General features: G+C 61.2%; 26 protein-coding genes. All 26 read right to left on the reverse strand.

The annotated features are described in order from the left end of the window. Positions 1–18 precede the first annotated feature (18 nt). A complete protein-coding gene (secY, locus tag EPAKOI_RS15025; protein WP_124683039.1) occupies positions 19–1,362 on the reverse strand; it encodes a preprotein translocase subunit SecY in 1,344 nt (447 codons plus the stop codon). A gap of 49 nt (positions 1,363–1,411) precedes the next feature. Further along, positions 1,412–1,846, reverse strand: coding sequence for a 50S ribosomal protein L15 (rplO, locus tag EPAKOI_RS15030; RefSeq protein WP_313839994.1), 435 nt, complete (start codon positions 1,844–1,846; stop codon positions 1,412–1,414). Between the two features lie 19 nt (positions 1,847–1,865). Beyond that, complete coding sequence (gene rpmD / locus EPAKOI_RS15035) at positions 1,866–2,048, reverse strand: 50S ribosomal protein L30 (protein ID WP_008642953.1); 183 nt, start codon at positions 2,046–2,048, stop codon at positions 1,866–1,868. Between the two features lie 10 nt (positions 2,049–2,058). Continuing rightward, entirely contained in the window at positions 2,059–2,577 is a 519-nt protein-coding gene (gene rpsE, locus EPAKOI_RS15040) for a 30S ribosomal protein S5 (RefSeq protein WP_124683037.1), read from the reverse strand. Positions 2,578–2,598: 21 nt separating this feature from the next. After that, positions 2,599–2,955 (reverse strand): 50S ribosomal protein L18, encoded by a 357-nt coding sequence (gene rplR, locus EPAKOI_RS15045; protein ID WP_061956591.1) that lies wholly within the window; start codon positions 2,953–2,955, stop codon positions 2,599–2,601. Positions 2,956–2,966: 11 nt separating this feature from the next. Further along, positions 2,967–3,500: a 50S ribosomal protein L6 gene (rplF, locus tag EPAKOI_RS15050; RefSeq protein WP_124683036.1), complete on the reverse strand. Its 534-nt coding sequence runs from the start codon at positions 3,498–3,500 to the stop codon at positions 2,967–2,969. Between the two features lie 9 nt (positions 3,501–3,509). Next, positions 3,510–3,905 (reverse strand): 30S ribosomal protein S8, encoded by a 396-nt coding sequence (gene rpsH / locus EPAKOI_RS15055; RefSeq protein ID WP_124683035.1) that lies wholly within the window; start codon positions 3,903–3,905, stop codon positions 3,510–3,512. Between the two features lie 27 nt (positions 3,906–3,932). Next, a complete protein-coding gene (gene rpsN, locus EPAKOI_RS15060) occupies positions 3,933–4,238 on the reverse strand; it encodes a 30S ribosomal protein S14 (protein ID WP_008642942.1) in 306 nt (101 codons plus the stop codon). A gap of 9 nt (positions 4,239–4,247) precedes the next feature. Next, positions 4,248–4,790, reverse strand: coding sequence for a 50S ribosomal protein L5 (rplE, locus tag EPAKOI_RS15065; protein WP_124683034.1), 543 nt, complete (start codon positions 4,788–4,790; stop codon positions 4,248–4,250). 25 nt (positions 4,791–4,815) lie between these two features. Further along, positions 4,816–5,124: a 50S ribosomal protein L24 gene (gene rplX / locus EPAKOI_RS15070; RefSeq protein ID WP_124683033.1), complete on the reverse strand. Its 309-nt coding sequence runs from the start codon at positions 5,122–5,124 to the stop codon at positions 4,816–4,818. Positions 5,125–5,133: 9 nt separating this feature from the next. After that, positions 5,134–5,502: a 50S ribosomal protein L14 gene (rplN, locus tag EPAKOI_RS15075; RefSeq protein ID WP_006576237.1), complete on the reverse strand. Its 369-nt coding sequence runs from the start codon at positions 5,500–5,502 to the stop codon at positions 5,134–5,136. A 271-nt stretch (positions 5,503–5,773) separates the two neighbouring features. Next, on the reverse strand, positions 5,774–6,052 hold the full coding sequence (gene rpsQ / locus EPAKOI_RS15080; RefSeq protein WP_008642939.1) for a 30S ribosomal protein S17: 279 nt from the start codon (positions 6,050–6,052) through the stop codon (positions 5,774–5,776). Next, positions 6,049–6,243 (reverse strand): 50S ribosomal protein L29, encoded by a 195-nt coding sequence (rpmC, locus tag EPAKOI_RS15085; protein WP_008642937.1) that lies wholly within the window; start codon positions 6,241–6,243, stop codon positions 6,049–6,051. The genes rpsQ and rpmC overlap by 4 nt, the downstream gene beginning before the upstream one ends. A 10-nt stretch (positions 6,244–6,253) precedes the next feature. Next, positions 6,254–6,670, reverse strand: coding sequence for a 50S ribosomal protein L16 (gene rplP, locus EPAKOI_RS15090; RefSeq protein ID WP_006576240.1), 417 nt, complete (start codon positions 6,668–6,670; stop codon positions 6,254–6,256). A gap of 2 nt (positions 6,671–6,672) precedes the next feature. Further along, positions 6,673–7,470: a 30S ribosomal protein S3 gene (gene rpsC / locus EPAKOI_RS15095; RefSeq protein ID WP_092602196.1), complete on the reverse strand. Its 798-nt coding sequence runs from the start codon at positions 7,468–7,470 to the stop codon at positions 6,673–6,675. Between the two features lie 9 nt (positions 7,471–7,479). After that, positions 7,480–7,809 (reverse strand): 50S ribosomal protein L22, encoded by a 330-nt coding sequence (rplV, locus tag EPAKOI_RS15100; protein WP_092602198.1) that lies wholly within the window; start codon positions 7,807–7,809, stop codon positions 7,480–7,482. Positions 7,810–7,818: 9 nt separating this feature from the next. Continuing rightward, positions 7,819–8,094, reverse strand: a complete 276-nt coding sequence (gene rpsS / locus EPAKOI_RS15105; protein WP_124683032.1) for a 30S ribosomal protein S19 — start codon at positions 8,092–8,094, stop codon at positions 7,819–7,821. 22 nt (positions 8,095–8,116) lie between these two features. Next, a complete protein-coding gene (gene rplB, locus EPAKOI_RS15110) occupies positions 8,117–8,947 on the reverse strand; it encodes a 50S ribosomal protein L2 (RefSeq protein ID WP_124683031.1) in 831 nt (276 codons plus the stop codon). Between the two features lie 2 nt (positions 8,948–8,949). Then, entirely contained in the window at positions 8,950–9,264 is a 315-nt protein-coding gene (gene rplW, locus EPAKOI_RS15115; protein WP_061956557.1) for a 50S ribosomal protein L23, read from the reverse strand. Beyond that, on the reverse strand, positions 9,261–9,881 hold the full coding sequence (gene rplD / locus EPAKOI_RS15120) for a 50S ribosomal protein L4 (protein WP_313839996.1): 621 nt from the start codon (positions 9,879–9,881) through the stop codon (positions 9,261–9,263). Before rplD ends, rplW begins: the two co-directional genes overlap by 4 nt. Before the next feature lie 12 nt (positions 9,882–9,893). Next, positions 9,894–10,538: a 50S ribosomal protein L3 gene (gene rplC / locus EPAKOI_RS15125; protein ID WP_066731279.1), complete on the reverse strand. Its 645-nt coding sequence runs from the start codon at positions 10,536–10,538 to the stop codon at positions 9,894–9,896. 349 nt (positions 10,539–10,887) lie between these two features. Beyond that, positions 10,888–11,196 (reverse strand): 30S ribosomal protein S10, encoded by a 309-nt coding sequence (rpsJ, locus tag EPAKOI_RS15130; protein ID WP_006160488.1) that lies wholly within the window; start codon positions 11,194–11,196, stop codon positions 10,888–10,890. Positions 11,197–11,275: 79 nt separating this feature from the next. Further along, positions 11,276–12,466 (reverse strand): elongation factor Tu, encoded by a 1,191-nt coding sequence (gene tuf / locus EPAKOI_RS15135; RefSeq protein ID WP_124683012.1) that lies wholly within the window; start codon positions 12,464–12,466, stop codon positions 11,276–11,278. A 77-nt stretch (positions 12,467–12,543) separates the two neighbouring features. Beyond that, entirely contained in the window at positions 12,544–14,655 is a 2,112-nt protein-coding gene (fusA, locus tag EPAKOI_RS15140) for an elongation factor G (protein ID WP_423192528.1), read from the reverse strand. Between the two features lie 118 nt (positions 14,656–14,773). Next, entirely contained in the window at positions 14,774–15,244 is a 471-nt protein-coding gene (gene rpsG / locus EPAKOI_RS15145; RefSeq protein ID WP_124683028.1) for a 30S ribosomal protein S7, read from the reverse strand. A 208-nt stretch (positions 15,245–15,452) separates the two neighbouring features. Beyond that, complete coding sequence (gene rpsL, locus EPAKOI_RS15150) at positions 15,453–15,830, reverse strand: 30S ribosomal protein S12 (RefSeq protein WP_006576501.1); 378 nt, start codon at positions 15,828–15,830, stop codon at positions 15,453–15,455. Positions 15,831–16,049: the final 219 nt, after the last annotated feature.

Genomic DNA, 16,049 nt, shown 5'->3' on the forward strand with positions numbered 1-16,049 from the left:
CGTCCCAACCCGGCAGTTCTAGCGCAAGGTCAGGTTACCCTTGAAATTCGCCTTCTTCAGCAGCGACTCGTACTGCTGCGACATGACATAGGACTGAACCTGTGACATGAAGTCCATCGTGACGACCACGATGATCAGCAGCGAGGTTCCGCCAAAATAGAACGGAACGTTCCAGCGCAGCACCAGGAATTCCGGCAACAGGCAAACCAGTGTGATGTAAATCGCACCGGCCAGCGTCAGGCGCACCAGGATCTTGTCGATATAGCGCGTCGTTTGCTCGCCCGGACGGATGCCCGGAATGAAGGCTCCACTTTTCTTCAGGTTATCCGCAACTTCCCGGCTGTTATAGACCAGAGCCGTATAGAAGAAGCAGAAGAATACAATCGCAGCCGCATACAGCAGGATGTAGACCGGCTGGCCCGGCGACAGCGTGGCGGCCAGGTCCTTGATGAACCGTCCCACCGTGCCCGTCGAGTCAGACGTGAACCAGCCCGCAATCGTCGCCGGGAACAGAATGATCGACGATGCGAAGATCGGCGGAATCACCCCTGCCATGTTCAGCTTCAGCGGCAGGTGCGACGACTGACCGCCGTACACCTTGTTGCCGACCTGACGCTTGGCATAGTTCACCAGGATCTTGCGCTGGCCACGTTCGATAAACACCACGGCGAAGGTCACACCAGCCACTATCGCAACGATCAGGATCGCCGCGATGATGCTCATGGAACCCGTGCGGACCAGTTCGAACAGTCCGCCGATCGCGTTGGGCAGGCCCGCCGCGATACCGCCGAAAATGATGATCGAGATGCCGTTGCCCAGACCACGCTCGGTGATCTGCTCACCCAGCCACATCAGGAACATCGTCCCGGTCACCAGCGTGATGACCGCCGTTGCCCGGAACATCAGGCCCGGATCGTTAACCAGCCCTGGCTGCGACTCCAGCGCCACCGCAATCGACAGCGCCTGGAACGTGGCCAGAACCACGGTGCCGTAGCGCGTGTACTGCGTGATCTTGCGTTGCCCTGCCTGCCCTTCCTTCTTCAGCGCTTCCAGCTGCGGCAGCACGATCGTCAGCAACTGCATGATGATCGACGCCGAGATGTACGGCATGATGCCGAGCGCGAAGACGGTAAAGCGCGACAGCGCACCGCCCGAGAACAGGTTGAACATCCCGAGGATGCCACCCGACTGACTCTGGAAAAGCTTCGCAAGCTGGTCCGGATCGATCCCCGGCACCGGAATATGTGCACCGATGCGGTAGACGATCAGGGCCAGCACCAGGAACATCAGCCGGCGCTTGAGATCGCCGTACTTCGCCGTGTTCCTGGCCTGCGCGCTTGCATTGGGTTTCGCCGTGGCCAAACGATGCTCCGACTGTGACTTCGCCTATGCTGCGAATGCTACTGCGTAATTACGCTTCGATCTGGCCGCCAGCGGCTTCGATCGCAGCCTTGGCGCCAGCGGTGGCACCCAGACCCTTGATCGTCACCTTGCGGGACAGTTCGCCAGCCTTGATCACCTTCGCGCTCTTGACCAGCTCGCCCACCAGGCCAGCCTGCTTCAGGACCAGCAGGTCCACTTCGGCAGCTTCCAGGCGTTCGATGTCGCGCAGGGTCACCTCGGCCGTGAAGGCCTTGGTCAGCGAGGTAAAGCCACGCTTCGGCAGGCGACGGTACAGCGGCATTTGACCGCCTTCGAAGCCGACCTTGTGGAAGCCGCCCGAACGCGACTTCTGACCCTTGTGACCGCGACCGGCCGTCTTGCCCAGGCCGGAGCCGATACCGCGGCCGACGCGACGCTTGGCGTGCTTCGAACCGGCAGCCGGTTTCAGGTTGTTCAGTTGCATGTTGCTCTCCAAGTCCCGATCAGGCCAGAACCTTGACCAGGTACGAGACCTTGTTGATCATGCCGCGCACGGCGGGCGTGTCCTGCAGCTCCGAAACGGAGTTCAGGCGACGCAGGCCCAGGCCACGTACGGTGGCGCGATGATCCTCGCGCGTGCCGATCAGGCTGCGCACGAGTTGCACTTTTACGGTTTTCTGCGACATTTCGTTCACCTTAGCCGAGGATGTCTTCAACCGACTTGCCACGCTTGGCGGCGATTTCCGCCGGCGTGCTCATCTTTTGCAGACCATCGAGGGTGGCACGAACCATGTTGTAAGGGTTCGTCGAACCGTGCGACTTGGTCACCACGTTCGTCACACCCATCACTTCGAAGATCGCGCGCATCGGGCCACCGGCGATCACGCCGGTACCTTCCTTGGCGGGCATCATCAGCACCTTGGCGGCGCCGTGCTTGCCAACGACTTCGTGCTGCAGCGTGCCGTTCTTCAGTGCGACCTTGACCATCTTGCGACGGGCTTCGTCCATTGCCTTCTGCACGGCCACCGGAACTTCCTTGGCCTTGCCCTTGCCCATGCCAATGCGGCCGTCGCCGTCACCCACCACGGTCAGCGCAGCGAAACCGAGGATACGGCCACCCTTCACCACCTTGGTGACACGGTTGACCGAGATCATCTTCTCGCGGAGGCCGTCGTCGCGTTCGTCCTGTTGGACTTTTGCTTGCATCTTTGCCATGACGTATCTCTCTTTGAGCGCTTAGAACTTGAGGCCGGCTTCACGCGCGGCATCAGCCAGGGCCTTCACGCGACCGTGGAAGCGGAAGCCACCGCGATCGAACGCGACGGTTTCCACGCCAGCGGCCTTTGCCTTCTCGGCAACGCGCTTGCCCACCAGGGTGGCGGCGGCAACGGTAGCGCCGCTGCCAGTCAGTTCCTTGCGCACTTCTGCTTCGGCGGTCGAGGCCGAAGCCAGCACTTGCGTGCCGCACGGCGAGTACACCTGAGCGTAAATATGCGAATTCGTACGGAACACGGTCAGACGATTGATCTTCAGTTCCGCGATCTTGGCGCGGGTCTGACGTGCACGGCGCAAACGAGCGTCTTTCTTGTTCATCATTGCACCCCTTACTTCTTCTTGGTTTCCTTCAGGATGACGCGCTCGTCGGCGTAACGGACACCCTTGCCCTTGTAGGGCTCGGGCGGACGGTACGCGCGGACTTCCGCGGCAACCTGACCGACTTTCTGCTTGTCAGCACCCTTGATCACGATCTCGGTCTGCGTCGGCGTTTCGGCCTTCACGCCTTCCGGCATTTCGTGGATCACGTCGTGCGAGAAACCAAGCTGGAGCTTCAGCGCGGAGCCTTGCAGTTGAGCGCGGTAACCCACGCCAACCAGCGTCAGCTTGCGCTCGAAACCGGTGGTCACGCCCTTGACCATGTTTGCCGCCAGGGCGCGCATGGTGCCTTGCAGGGCGTTCGCTTCGCGCGACTCGTCAGCCGGTTCGAAAGTCAGCGTGCCGTCGGCAACGTTGGCCTTCACCAGGCTGTGAATCGGCTGGGACAGCGTACCGAGCGGGCCCTTCACGGAGAGCACGCCAGCCGCCACATTCACTTCCGCGCCTTTCGGCAGCGCGATGGGAGCCTTACCTACACGGGACATGTTTGCTCCTTACGCGACGTAGCAGAGAACTTCACCGCCCACGCCAGTGGCACGTGCCTTGCGGTCGGTCATCAGACCCTGCGGGGTCGAGATGATCGCCACACCCAGGCCGTTCATCACTTGGGGGATGTCGCTGCGGCCCTTGTACACGCGCAGGCCGGGCTTCGAGACGCGCTCGATGCGCTCGATCACCGGACGGCCGGCGTAGTACTTCAGACCAATGGTCAGTTGCGCCTTGCCGCCGTCTTCCTGCACCGAGTAGTCTTCGACGTAGCCTTCGTCCTTCAGGACCTTGGCGATCGCAACCTTCAGTTTGGACGAGGGCATGACCACCGACGCCTTCTGCACGCCCTGGGCGTTGCGAATGCGCGTCAGCATATCGGCGATAGGATCGCTCATGCTCATACTGTTTCTCCTGTAGCCTGTGCGTAATTACCAGCTGGCTTTCGTCAGACCCGGGATTTCGCCCTTGAAGGCGATTTCGCGGATCTTGTTACGCGCCAGGCCAAACTTGCGGAAGGTACCGCGGGGACGACCGGTGATCGCGCAGCGATTGCGCTGGCGGGTCGGGTTCGCGTTGCGCGGGAGCTTCTGCAGCTCGAGACGCGCCAGATAACGCTCTTCTTCCGACTTTTCTTGGTCGTCAATAATGGCCTTGAGGTTTGCGCGCTTGTCGGCATACTTCGCCACGAGCTTTGCGCGCTTCTTCTCACGTTCAATCAGAGCCAGTTTAGCCACGGTTACCCCTTAATTACGGAACGGGAACTTGAACGCGTTCAGGAGAGCCTTGGCTTCCTCGTCGTTCTTTGCGGTCGTCGTGATGCTGATGTTCAGACCACGCAGTGCGTCGATCTTGTCGTACTCGATTTCGGGGAAAATGATCTGCTCTTTCACACCGATGTTGTAGTTGCCACGACCGTCGAACGACTTGCCCGAGACACCACGGAAGTCACGCACGCGCGGCAGGGCCACGGTCACGAAACGGTCCAGGAATTCGAACATGCGCTCGCCACGCAGGGTCACCATCGCGCCGATGGGGTAGCCCTGACGGATCTTGAAGCCGGCGATGGCCTTCTTGGCCTTCGTCACCACGGGCTTCTGACCGGCGATCTTGGTCAGATCGCCAACGGCCAGCTCAATGACCTTCTTGTCATTGATGGCTTCACCGAGACCCATGTTCAGGGTGATCTTGGTGAAACGCGGCACTTCCATGATCGACTTGTAGCCGAACTGCTTCATCAGCGCCGGCACAACTTGTTCTTTGTAAAACTCTTGCAGACGTGCTGTCATGCTCAACTCCTATCTGTGCCCAGAATCAAGCGGCGAGGACGGCACCGGTCGACTTCAGCACGCGCACGCGCTTGCCGTCTTCGACCTTGATACCGACACGCGACGGCTTGCCATTGGCATCCACGAGCGCAACGTTGGAAATATGCAGCGGCATCAGCTTGTCGACCACGCCACCGGTGGTACCCAGCATCGGGTTCGGGCGAGCGTGCTTCTTGGCAACGTTCACGCCTTCGACCACGACCTTGTCGCCTTGCACTGCCTGGACGACACCGCGCTTGCCCTTGTCCTTGCCGGTCAGCACGATGACTTCGTCGCCTTTGCGAATCTTGTTCATGGCGGCTCCTTACAGCACTTCCGGAGCGAGCGACACGATCTTCATGAAGCGCTCGGTACGGAGTTCACGAGTCACCGGCCCGAAGATACGGGTGCCGATCGGCTCGAGCTTGTTGTTCAGCAGTACGGCGGCGTTGCCGTCGAACTTGACGAGCGAACCGTCAGCGCGGCGCACGCCCTTGGCGGTACGCACGACGACTGCGTTGTAGATGTCGCCCTTCTTCACGCGACCGCGCGGCGCCGCGTCCTTCACGGTCACCTTGATGATGTCGCCCACGCTCGCGTAGCGGCGCTTGGACCCACCCAGTACCTTGATGCACAGCACTTCGCGCGCACCGGTGTTATCGGCCACTTCGAGCCGGCTTTCTGTCTGAATCATGGTGTTATCTTCCCAACTTAATCCGCCGGTCCTTCTGTAATTGAGGACAGCCGGTCAGTCTTGGTCCCGTCGGAGCCAGGCATTGCGCCAGCGCCGCTTGGGTTGATCAACTTGGAAGTCGGTAGTGGCCGCATCCAAACCTGCCGGATGCCTGCCCTTGGCTCGCTTCACAGGCCGCCGGGTGATGTTGCAAGGCGAGCGCAATAAAGCGGAAGTCCAGGATTATAGCAACACAATCCTGGACTTGCAAGTCAACGTCGTACTGTTGTACTTAGATGACGCGCGCCGCTTCTACCAGCCGGGAAACCACCCAGGACTTGGTCCGCGACAGCGGACGCGTTTCCTGGATCTCGACCTTGTCGCCTTCCTTGTACTGGTTGGCTTCGTCGTGTGCGTGGTACTTCTTCGAACGCAGCACGTACTTGCCGTACAGAGGATGCTTGACGCGGTTTTCGATCAGGACCGTGACGGTCTTGTCCATCTTGTCGCTCACGACACGGCCCACGAGGGTCCGGCGAAGCGACGTTTCAGTCTTCGCAGCTTCAGTCATTTCGCGTTCGCCTTCTCGGTCAGCACGGTTTGCACGCGCGCGATGTCCTTGCGCACCTTCTTCAGCTGGCTGGTGTTCTGCAGCTGTTGGGTGGCCTTTTGCATGCGCAGGCTAAATTGAGCCTTCAGCAGCTCGGAGAGCTCCTGGTTCAGGCCTGCGGCGTCCTTGCCGCGCAGTTCGGATGCTTTCATCCCAATCTCCTTACGTACCGACCTGACGCACCACGAAATTCGTGGCGATCGGCAGCTTGGCGGCCGCGAGGCGGAACGCCTCACGCGCCAGCTCTTCGCTCACGCCATCCATCTCGTACAGCATCTTGCCCGGCTGAATTTCAGCCACGTAGTATTCCGGGTTGCCCTTGCCGTTACCCATACGGACTTCGGCAGGCTTCTTCGAAATCGGCTTGTCCGGGAAAATCCGGATCCAGATGCGGCCGCCACGCTTGATGTGACGGGTCATCGCACGACGTGCCGACTCGATCTGACGAGCGGTCAGGCGGCCACGGCCCATTGCCTTCAGGCCGAATTCGCCGAAAGACACGGCGTTGCCACGGGTAGCCTTACCCGTGTTGCGGCCCTTCTGCTCCTTGCGATACTTCCTACGCTTCGGTTGCAGCATTGTTATTCTCCACTCTTCGCGTCTGCGCCAGGCGCAGCACGACGACCAGCACCGGCACCACCGCGGCGGTTACCCGACGGACGGCCTTCGCCTTCACGGCGGCGGCCTTCCGGGCGACCCGGACGACGACGACGGTCTTCTTGCGGCTCTTCAACCACAGGCGCGTCGTTGCGGCCCAGGTGATCGCCCTTGTAGACCCACACCTTGACACCGATGATGCCGTAGGTGGTTTCGGCTTCCGAGAAGCCGTAGTCGATGTCGGCACGCAGGGTGTGCAGGGGCACACGGCCTTCGCGGTACCACTCGGTACGTGCGATTTCGATACCGTTCAGACGGCCCGAGCTCATGATCTTGATGCCCTGGGCACCCAGACGCATCGCGTTCTGCATCGCGCGCTTCATGGCGCGACGGAACATGATGCGGCGCTCGAGCTGCTGCGTGATCGAATCGGCGATGAGCTGCGCATCGGTTTCCGGCTTGCGGATTTCCTCGATGTTCACGTGCACGGGCACACCCATGCGACGCTGCAGCTCGGCCTTCAGCAGTTCGATGTCCTCGCCCTTCTTGCCGATCACCACGCCCGGACGCGAGCTGTAAATGGTGATGCGAGCATTACGGGCCGGGCGCTCGATCACGACGCGGCCAACCGATGCGTTCTTGAGCTTCTTCTTCAGGAAGTCGCGAACTTCGATGTCTTCTTTCAGCATGCCGGCGAACTTCGTGTTGTTGGCGTACCAACGCGAAGCCCAGTTACGGCTGACGGCCAGACGGAAGCCAGTCGGATGAATCTTCTGTCCCATCGTGACTCCTTAGTTGCCGAGCGTCACAGTGATGTGACAGGTTTGTTTCTCGATGCGGTTGCCGCGGCCCTTCGCCCGTGCGGTGAAGCGCTTGAGCGAGGTTGCCTTGTCGACGAAGATCGATTTGACCTTCAGTTCGTCGATATCGGCGCCTTCGTTGTGCTCGGCGTTGGCGATGGCCGACTCGACCACCTTCTTCACGATCCCGGCAGCCTTTTTCGGGCTGAACGTCAGGATGTTGAGCGCGCGCTCGATCGGCAGACCGCGGATCTGGTCAGCGACCAGACGCGTCTTCTGGGCGGAGATACGGGCACCGCGATGAATCGCTTTCACTTCCATGATGGCACCTTACCTCTTCGCTTTCTTGTCAGCCGCGTGGCCCTTGAACGTGCGGGTAATCGCAAATTCGCCGAGCTTGTGGCCAACCATGTTTTCCGTCACGTACACCGGCACGTGTTGACGGCCGTTGTGCACGGCGATCGTCAGACCGATGAACTCAGGCATGATCGTCGAACGGCGCGACCATGTCTTGATGGGCTTCTTGTCCTTGCCGCCTGCAGCCGCTTCCACCTTCTTCAGCAGGTGGTCGTCGCAGAACGGACCCTTTTTTGCGGAACGAGTCATATCTTTAGCTCCTACCTACCGATTAGCGCTTGTGACGGCGCTGGACGATCATGCTGTCCGTGCGCTTGTTGCTGCGGGTACGGTAACCCTTGGCCGGGGTACCCCACGGCGACACGGGATCGCGACCAGCAGCAGTCTTGCCTTCACCACCACCGTGCGGGTGGTCGACCGGGTTCATCACCACGCCGCGAACGGTCGGGCGAATGCCGCGCCAGCGCGTGGCACCGGCCTTGCCGATCACGCGCAGGCTGTGCTCTTCGTTGCCCACTTCACCGATGGTGGCGCGGCATTCGATGTGCACGCGACGCACTTCACCGGAGCGCAGACGAACCTGGGCGTACAGGCCTTCGCGGGCCAGCAGCACGGCGGAACCACCGGCAGCGCGTGCGACTTGCGCACCCTTGCCAGGCAGGATTTCGACGTTGTTGATCGTGGTACCGACCGGGATGTTGCGGATCGGCAGGTTGTTACCGGCCTTGATCGGCGCTTCCGAGCCATTCATCAGCGACTGGCCGGCTACCATGCCCTTGGTGGCGATGATGTAGCGGCGCTCGCCGTCGGCGAACAGCACCAGCGCGATATTGGCGCTGCGGTTCGGATCGTATTCCAGGCGCTCGACCTTGGCGGGGATGCCGTCCTTGTCGCTGCGCTTGAAATCAACCACGCGGTAGTGGTGCTTATGACCACCGCCCTTGTGGCGGGTGGTGATATGACCATTGTTGTTACGGCCCGACTTCTGGAATTGCTTTTCCAGCAGCGGAGCGTGCGGGGCGCCCTTGTGAAGGTCCTTGTTGACCACCTTCACCATCGAGCGACGACCCGGGGAAGTCGGCTTGGTCTTGACGAGTGCCATGATTACTTGGCCTCCGCTTCAAAATTGATTTCCTGACCCGGCTTCAGCGCCACGTATGCCTTCTTGACGTGGTTGCGACGGCCCATGAAGCGGCCAAAGCGCTTTTGCTTGCCCTTCTGGTTCAGGATCTGAACGGACTGCACCTCGACCTTGAACAGCAGTTCGACGGCGGCCTTCACTTCTGCCTTGTTGGCATCGCGAGCCACTTCGAACACGACTTGTTCATTCTTGTCGGCGACCAGGGTTGCCTTTTCGGAAACCACCGGCGCGAGCAGCACCTGCATCAAACGATGATCGTTCTTGGCTACTTGCGTCATTTCAGCAACTCCTCGATCTGCGCAACGGCTGCCTTCGTCACGAGCACCTTCTTGTAGTGCACCAGCGACAGCGGATCAGCGTGACGCGGCTCCACGACTGCCACGTTCGGCAGGTTGCGCGAAGCCAGGTAGAGGTTTTCGTCGAGGCTGTCGGTGATGATCAGCACCGAGTCCAGGCCCATGGCCTTGAACTTGTCGGCCAGCAGCTTGGTCTTGGGCGCGTCGACAGCGAAACCGTCCACCACATTGATACGACCTTCACGTGCGAGCTGCGAGTAAATCGAGCGCATGCCGGCACGGAACATCTTCTTGTTGACCTTCTGGCTGAAGTTCTCTTCCGGCGTATTCGGGAAGATACGGCCACCGCCACGCCACAGCGGCGAGGACGACATACCGGCACGAGCACGGCCCGTACCCTTCTGGCGCCACGGCTTCTTGGTCGTGTGCTTGACCTCTTCGCGGTCCTTCTGCTTGCGGTTACCGCTACGGGCGTTCGCCTGGTACGCAACGACGATCTGGTGAACCAGCGCTTCGTTGTAGTCACGGCCGAACACTTCGGGCGAGGCAGCAACGCCGGCGCCGATTTGACCGTTATCCTGGAGGAGCTTGAGTTCCATTACATGCGCTCCTTAAGCTTTGGCCTTGACGGCCGGGGTCACGATGACCTTGCCGCCCTTGGAACCGGGGATGGCGCCCTTGACCAGCAGCAGCTTGCGCTCTGCGTCGATCTTGGCGATCTCGAGGTTTTGCACGGTACGGGTGACGTCACCGAGGTGACCCGTCATGCGCTTGCCCGGGAACACGCGACCCGGATCCTGCGCCATACCGATGGAACCCGGCACGTTGTGCGAACGCGAGTTACCGTGGGTGGCACGACCCGATGCGAAGTGGTAGCGCTTGATGGTACCGGCGTAGCCCTTACCGATGGTCACGCCCTGCACGTCGATCTTCTGACCGACCTGGAACAGGTCGACCGACAGCGAACCGCCAGCTTGCAGTTCGGCAGCCTTGGCTGCATCGATGCGGAATTCTTTGATGATTTCACCAGCTTCCACGCCGGCTTTGGCGAGATGACCCGCCAGCGGCTTGGTAACGCGGCTTGCGCGTCGGCTGCCGAAGGTGACTTGAACCGCGGTGTAACCGTCGGTCTCGTCCGTCTTGATTTGCGTCACGCGGTTGTCGCCGACCTCGACCACGGTAACGGGAATCGAATCACCGTCGTCCGTGAAAATACGGGTCATGCCAACCTTGCGACCTACAAGGCCAAGGCTCATGGTTTGCTCCATTCCCAGCTGCGATTGGCCGGGGCTGATTGATACACGAAAACTGTGCGATTTGCGGGTTGCGCGAAAAGGACTGCGCCGGCCAAAACGGCCCCCACTACCCGGAGAAACGGGTAGCCTTACAATATAACGCAGGCTTTTGGAAAGGGCAAGATGTGTGGCGCTTTTTCTGGCTGGGAAGCGCAGGAATCGCCGGCACGGCGTCCAATGCGGCACTTTGCATGCCGAAGCCGTGGTTTTCCGGGCATATGCCGGCGCGGCAGGCGCCGCAAAAACAAAAACGGCGAACTTGCGTCCGCCGTTTCCGCTGCACCAGGCCGCCAGGCGGCCCGACACATGATTACACCTTGATCTCGACGTCCACGCCGGCCGGCAGGTCGAGCTTCATCAGCGCGTCGACGGTCTTGTCCGTCGGATCGACGATGTCCATCAGGCGCTGGTGAGTGCGGATCTCGAACTGATCGCGGCTGGTCTTGTTGACGTGCGGCGAACGCAGGATGTCGAAGCGCTGGATGCGGGTCGGCAGGGGCACCGGGCCCTTGACGATCGCGCCGGTACGCTTGGCGGTATCCACGATTTCGGCGGCCGACTGGTCGATCAGGCGGTAGTCGAAAGCCTTCAGGCGGATACGGATCTTCTGGTTCTGCATGATTGTTCCTTAAAAGAGCGATGGGCAGCGTGCCCGGATTGTCGGGAACATGCCCGAAGGCATGTCCCGGGAAGGTTGCTTAGTCGAGGATCTTTGCCACAACGCCGGCGCCGACGGTACGGCCGCCTTCGCGGATAGCGAAGCGCAGGCCTTCTTCCATGGCGATCGGGGCGATCAGCTTGACGGTGATCGACACGTTGTCACCCGGCATGACCATTTCCTTGTCCTTCGGCAGCTCGATCGAGCCGGTCACGTCGGTCGTGCGGAAGTAGAACTGCGGGCGGTAGTTGTTGAAGAACGGCGTGTGACGGCCGCCTTCGTCCTTCGACAGGATGTACACCTCGCCGGTGAAGTGCGTGTGCGGCTTGATCGAGCCCGGCTTGCACAGGACCTGACCACGCTCCACGTCTTCGCGCTTGGTGCCGCGCAGCAGCAGACCGACGTTGTCGCCAGCCTGGCCCTGGTCCAGCAGCTTGCGGAACATTTCCACGCCCGTGCAGGTCGTCTTCACCGTCGGGCGGATGCCCACGATTTCGATTTCCTCACCGACCTTCACCACGCCGCGCTCGATACGGCCGGTCACCACGGTACCGCGGCCCGAGATCGAGAACACGTCTTCCACCGGCATCAGGAACGTACCGTCCACGGCGCGCTCCGGCGTCGGGATGTACGTGTCCAGCGCTTCGGCCAGGCGCATGATCGCTTCTTCGCCCAGGTCGCCCTTGTCGCCTTCCAGCGCCAGCTTGGCCGAACCCTTCACGATCGGCGTGTCGTCGCCCGGGAAGTCGTACTTGCTCAGCAGCTCGCGCACTTCCATTTCCACCAGCTCGAGCAGCTCGGCGTCGTCCACCATGTCGCACTTGTTCAGGAACACGATGATGTACGGCACGCCAACCTGACGGGCCAGCAGGATGTGCTCGCGCGTCTGCGGCATCGGGCCGTCAGCGGCCGAGCACACCAGGATGGCGCCGTCCATCTGCGCGGCGCCCGTGATCATGTTCTTCACGTAGTCGGCGTGGCCCGGGCAGTCAACGTGGGCGTAGTGGCGGTTGGCCGTCTCGTATTCCACGTGCGCGGTGTTGATCGTGATGCCGCGCGCCTTTTCTTCCGGCGCAGCGTCGATCTCGTCGTACTTCTTGGCGGCGCCACCGAACTTCGCAGCCAGCACCGTGGCAATCGCTGCCGTCAGCGTCGTCTTGCCGTGGTCAACGTGACCAATCGTACCTACGTTCACGTGCGGCTTGGTCCGCTCGAACTTTTCCTTTGCCATGTTTCAGCTCCTAATGGAATACAGTCTGATTCAATTCTTTTGCGCCGCCACGCAGGTCATGCGTGGCGGTGCGACGTTTATTGCTTGCCCTTGGCGGTCATCACGGCTTCGGCGATGTTCTTCGGCGCCTCGGCGTAGTGCTTGAATTCCATGGTGTACGTGGCGCGGCCTTGGGTGGCCGAGCGCAGCGCCGTGGAATAACCGAACATTTCCGACAGCGGGACTTCGGCCTTGATGATCTTGCCGCCGCCAACCATGTCGTCCATGCCCTGCACGATGCCGCGGCGGGACGACAGATCGCCCATCACGGTACCCGTGTAGTCTTCCGGCGTTTCCACTTCCACGGCCATCATCGGCTCCAGCAGAACCGGGCTGGCCTTGCGCATGGCTTCCTTGAAAGCCATCGAGCCGGCCATGCGGAACGCGTTTTCGTTCGAGTCCACGTCGTGGTACGAACCGAACGTCAGCGTGACCTTCACGTCCACCACCGGGAGGCCGGCCAGGATACCGGACGGCAGCGTGTCGACGATACCCTTCTCCACCGCGGGGATGTATTCGCGAGGAATCACACCGCCCTTGATGGCGTCGATGAACTCGAAGCCCTTGCCCGGCTCCTGCGGTTCCAGCGTGATCACGGCGTGACCGTACTGGCCGCGGCCGCCCGACTGCTTGACGAACTTGCCTTCGACGTCCTCGGCCTTCTTGCGGATGGTTTCGCGGTAGGCCACCTGCGGGGCGCCGATGTTGGCTTCCACGCCGAATTCGCGCTTCATGCGGTCCACCAGGATTTCCAGGTGGAGCTCGCCCATGCCCGAAATGATGGTCTGGCCCGATTCTTCATCGGTACGCACGCGGAACGACGGATCCTCGGCGGCCAGGCGGTTCAGGGCGATGCCCATCTTTTCCTGGTCGGCCTTGGTCTTCGGCTCCACGGCCTGCGAGATCACCGGCTCCGGGAACACCATGCGCTCGAGCACGATCGGGGCAGCCGGATCGCACAGCGTGTCGCCCGTGGTGGCGTCCTTCAGGCCCACCGCGGCGGCGATGTCGCCGGCCAGCACTTCCTTGATTTCCTCGCGCTGGTTGGCGTGCATCTGCAGAATACGGCCCAGACGCTCCTTCTTCTGCTTCGCCGGGTTGTACACGGTGTCGCCCGAGTTGATCTTGCCCGAGTACACGCGGAAGAAGATCAGCTGGCCGACGAACGGGTCGGTCATGATCTTGAAGGCCAGCGCCGAGAACTTCTCGTTGTCGTCGGCCTTGCGCTCCAGCTTCTTCTCGTCGTCGCTCTCGTCCACGCCCTTGACCGGCGGGATGTCCACGGGCGACGGCAGGAAGTCGATCACGGCGTCCAGCATACGCTGCACACCCTTGTTCTTGAACGCGGTGCCGCACAGCATCGGCTGGATTTCGCAGGCGATGGTACGGTCACGCAGCGCCTTGACGATCTCCGCGCGGGTCAGCTCTTCGCCGCCCAGGTACTTTTCCATCAGCTCTTCGCTGGCTTCGGCGGCCGACTCGACCATCTTCTCGCGCCATTCGTCAGCGGTGTCCTTCAGCTCGGCCGGGATGTCCTGGTACTCGAACTTCACGCCCTGGCTGGCTTCGTCCCAGATGATGGCCTTCATTTCCAGCAGGTCGACCACGCCCTGGAAGCCGTCTTCGGCGCCGATCGGCACCACCACGGGCACCGGGTTGGCCTTCAGGCGGGTCTTCAGCTGGTCGTAGACCTTGAAGAAGTTCGCACCGGTACGGTCCATCTTGTTGACGAACGCCAGACGCGGCACGCCGTACTTGTTGGCCTGGCGCCAGGCGGTTTCCGACTGGGGCTGCACGCCACCCACTGCGCAGTAGACCATGCAGGCGCCATCCAGCACGCGCATGGAACGCTCCACCTCGATGGTGAAGTCCACGTGGCCCGGGGTGTCGATGATGTTGAAACGGTGCTCGGGGTAGTTGCCGCCCATGCCCTTCCAGAAGGCGGTGGTAGCAGCGGAGGTGATCGTGATGCCACGCTCCTGCTCCTGCTCCATCCAGTCCATCGTGGCCGCGCCGTCGTGCACTTCACCGATCTTGTGGTTCACACCGGTGTAGAACAGGATCCGCTCGGTCGTGGTGGTTTTACCCGCGTCAATGTGAGCCGAAATACCGATATTGCGGTAGCGCTCAATGGGAGTCTTACGAGCCACTTTAATCCTCTATTCGTCCGTGAGGCGCAGCAATCTCATGGGCTGCGCCCCTAACACAAACGGGCGAGATGTGTGAAAACACAGCCCGCCCGGCAACCAACAGCGTTTTTCGCGCGCCTTAGAAGCGGAAGTGCGAGAACGCCTTGTTGGCTTCGGCCATGCGGTGTACTTCGTCGCGCTTCTTCATTGCGCCACCACGGCCTTCTGCAGCTTCCATCAGCTCACCTGCCAGGCGCAGCGCCATCGACTTCTCGCTGCGTTTTTTCGCGGCCTCGCGCAGCCAACGCATCGCCAATGCCAAACGACGCGACGGACGGACTTCGACCGGAACCTGATAGTTAGCACCGCCCACGCGACGGCTCTTCACTTCCACCACCGGCTTCACGTTGTTGATCGCAACGGAGAACACTTCGATGGGGGCCTTGCCTGCCTTCTTTTCGATCTGGTCGAACGCGCCGTACACGATACGTTCGGCAACCGACTTCTTGCCGTCCAGCATCAGCACGTTCATGAACTTGGCAACTTCGACATTGCCGAACTTCGGATCAGGCAGAACTTCCCGCTTGGGGACTTCACGACGACGTGGCATCTTCTTTCCTTAAGATTCAGTTGAGAGGCGGTCTGAATGTTTCCGCTCTCCGGCCACCAACTAGCTTGCCAGCATCAGGCTGGACAAATTCGCCGGGTGACCACTTACTCGACGGCACGGCGCACAAAAAACGCTCCGTTTTACCGCCGCCTGGTGACAGCTCCATGACGCATCGTCACGGCCGTCGGATATTGCTTTGCGCGAAAGCTTAGGCAGCCTTCGGACGCTTCGCACCGTACTTCGAACGGGCCTGCTTGCGGTCCTTCACGCCTTGCAGGTCCAGCGAGCCACGGACGATGTGGTAACGCACACCCGGCAGATCCTTCACACGGCCGCCGCGGATCAGCACGACCGAGTGTTCCTGCAGGTTGTGGCCTTCACCACCGATATACGAAATGACTTCGAAACCGTTGGTCAGGCGCACCTTGGCGACCTTACGCAGTGCCGAGTTCGGCTTCTTCGGCGTCGTGGTGTACACGCGGGTGCACACGCCGCGACGCTGCGGGCAGTTCTCAAGCGCGGGGCTCTTGCTCTTGATGACTTCAGAGACACGCGGCTTGCGAACCAGTTGGTTGATAGTTGGCATTGTTCAATCCAGCTTGGTTTTACAAAAACACCCCTCCGCCAGCATCTGACCAAGGGGCAACAACGGGTTTTGGGCGGGAAAGGCGAGCAGGACGCTCTGTAGGAAGGGCTGTGAAGTGACAGACTTGCCAAAGAGCGCGAGCTTGCCGGGATCCCGCTGCCGTCCTGCCTGCCGGGCACCTGAAGCGCCACAAACCCGACGGACGAGCGAAATCCGAAG

This window comes from Cupriavidus sp. H18C2, from assembly GCF_049393795.1.
GTDB classification, from domain to species: domain Bacteria; phylum Pseudomonadota; class Gammaproteobacteria; order Burkholderiales; family Burkholderiaceae; genus Cupriavidus; species Cupriavidus pauculus_C.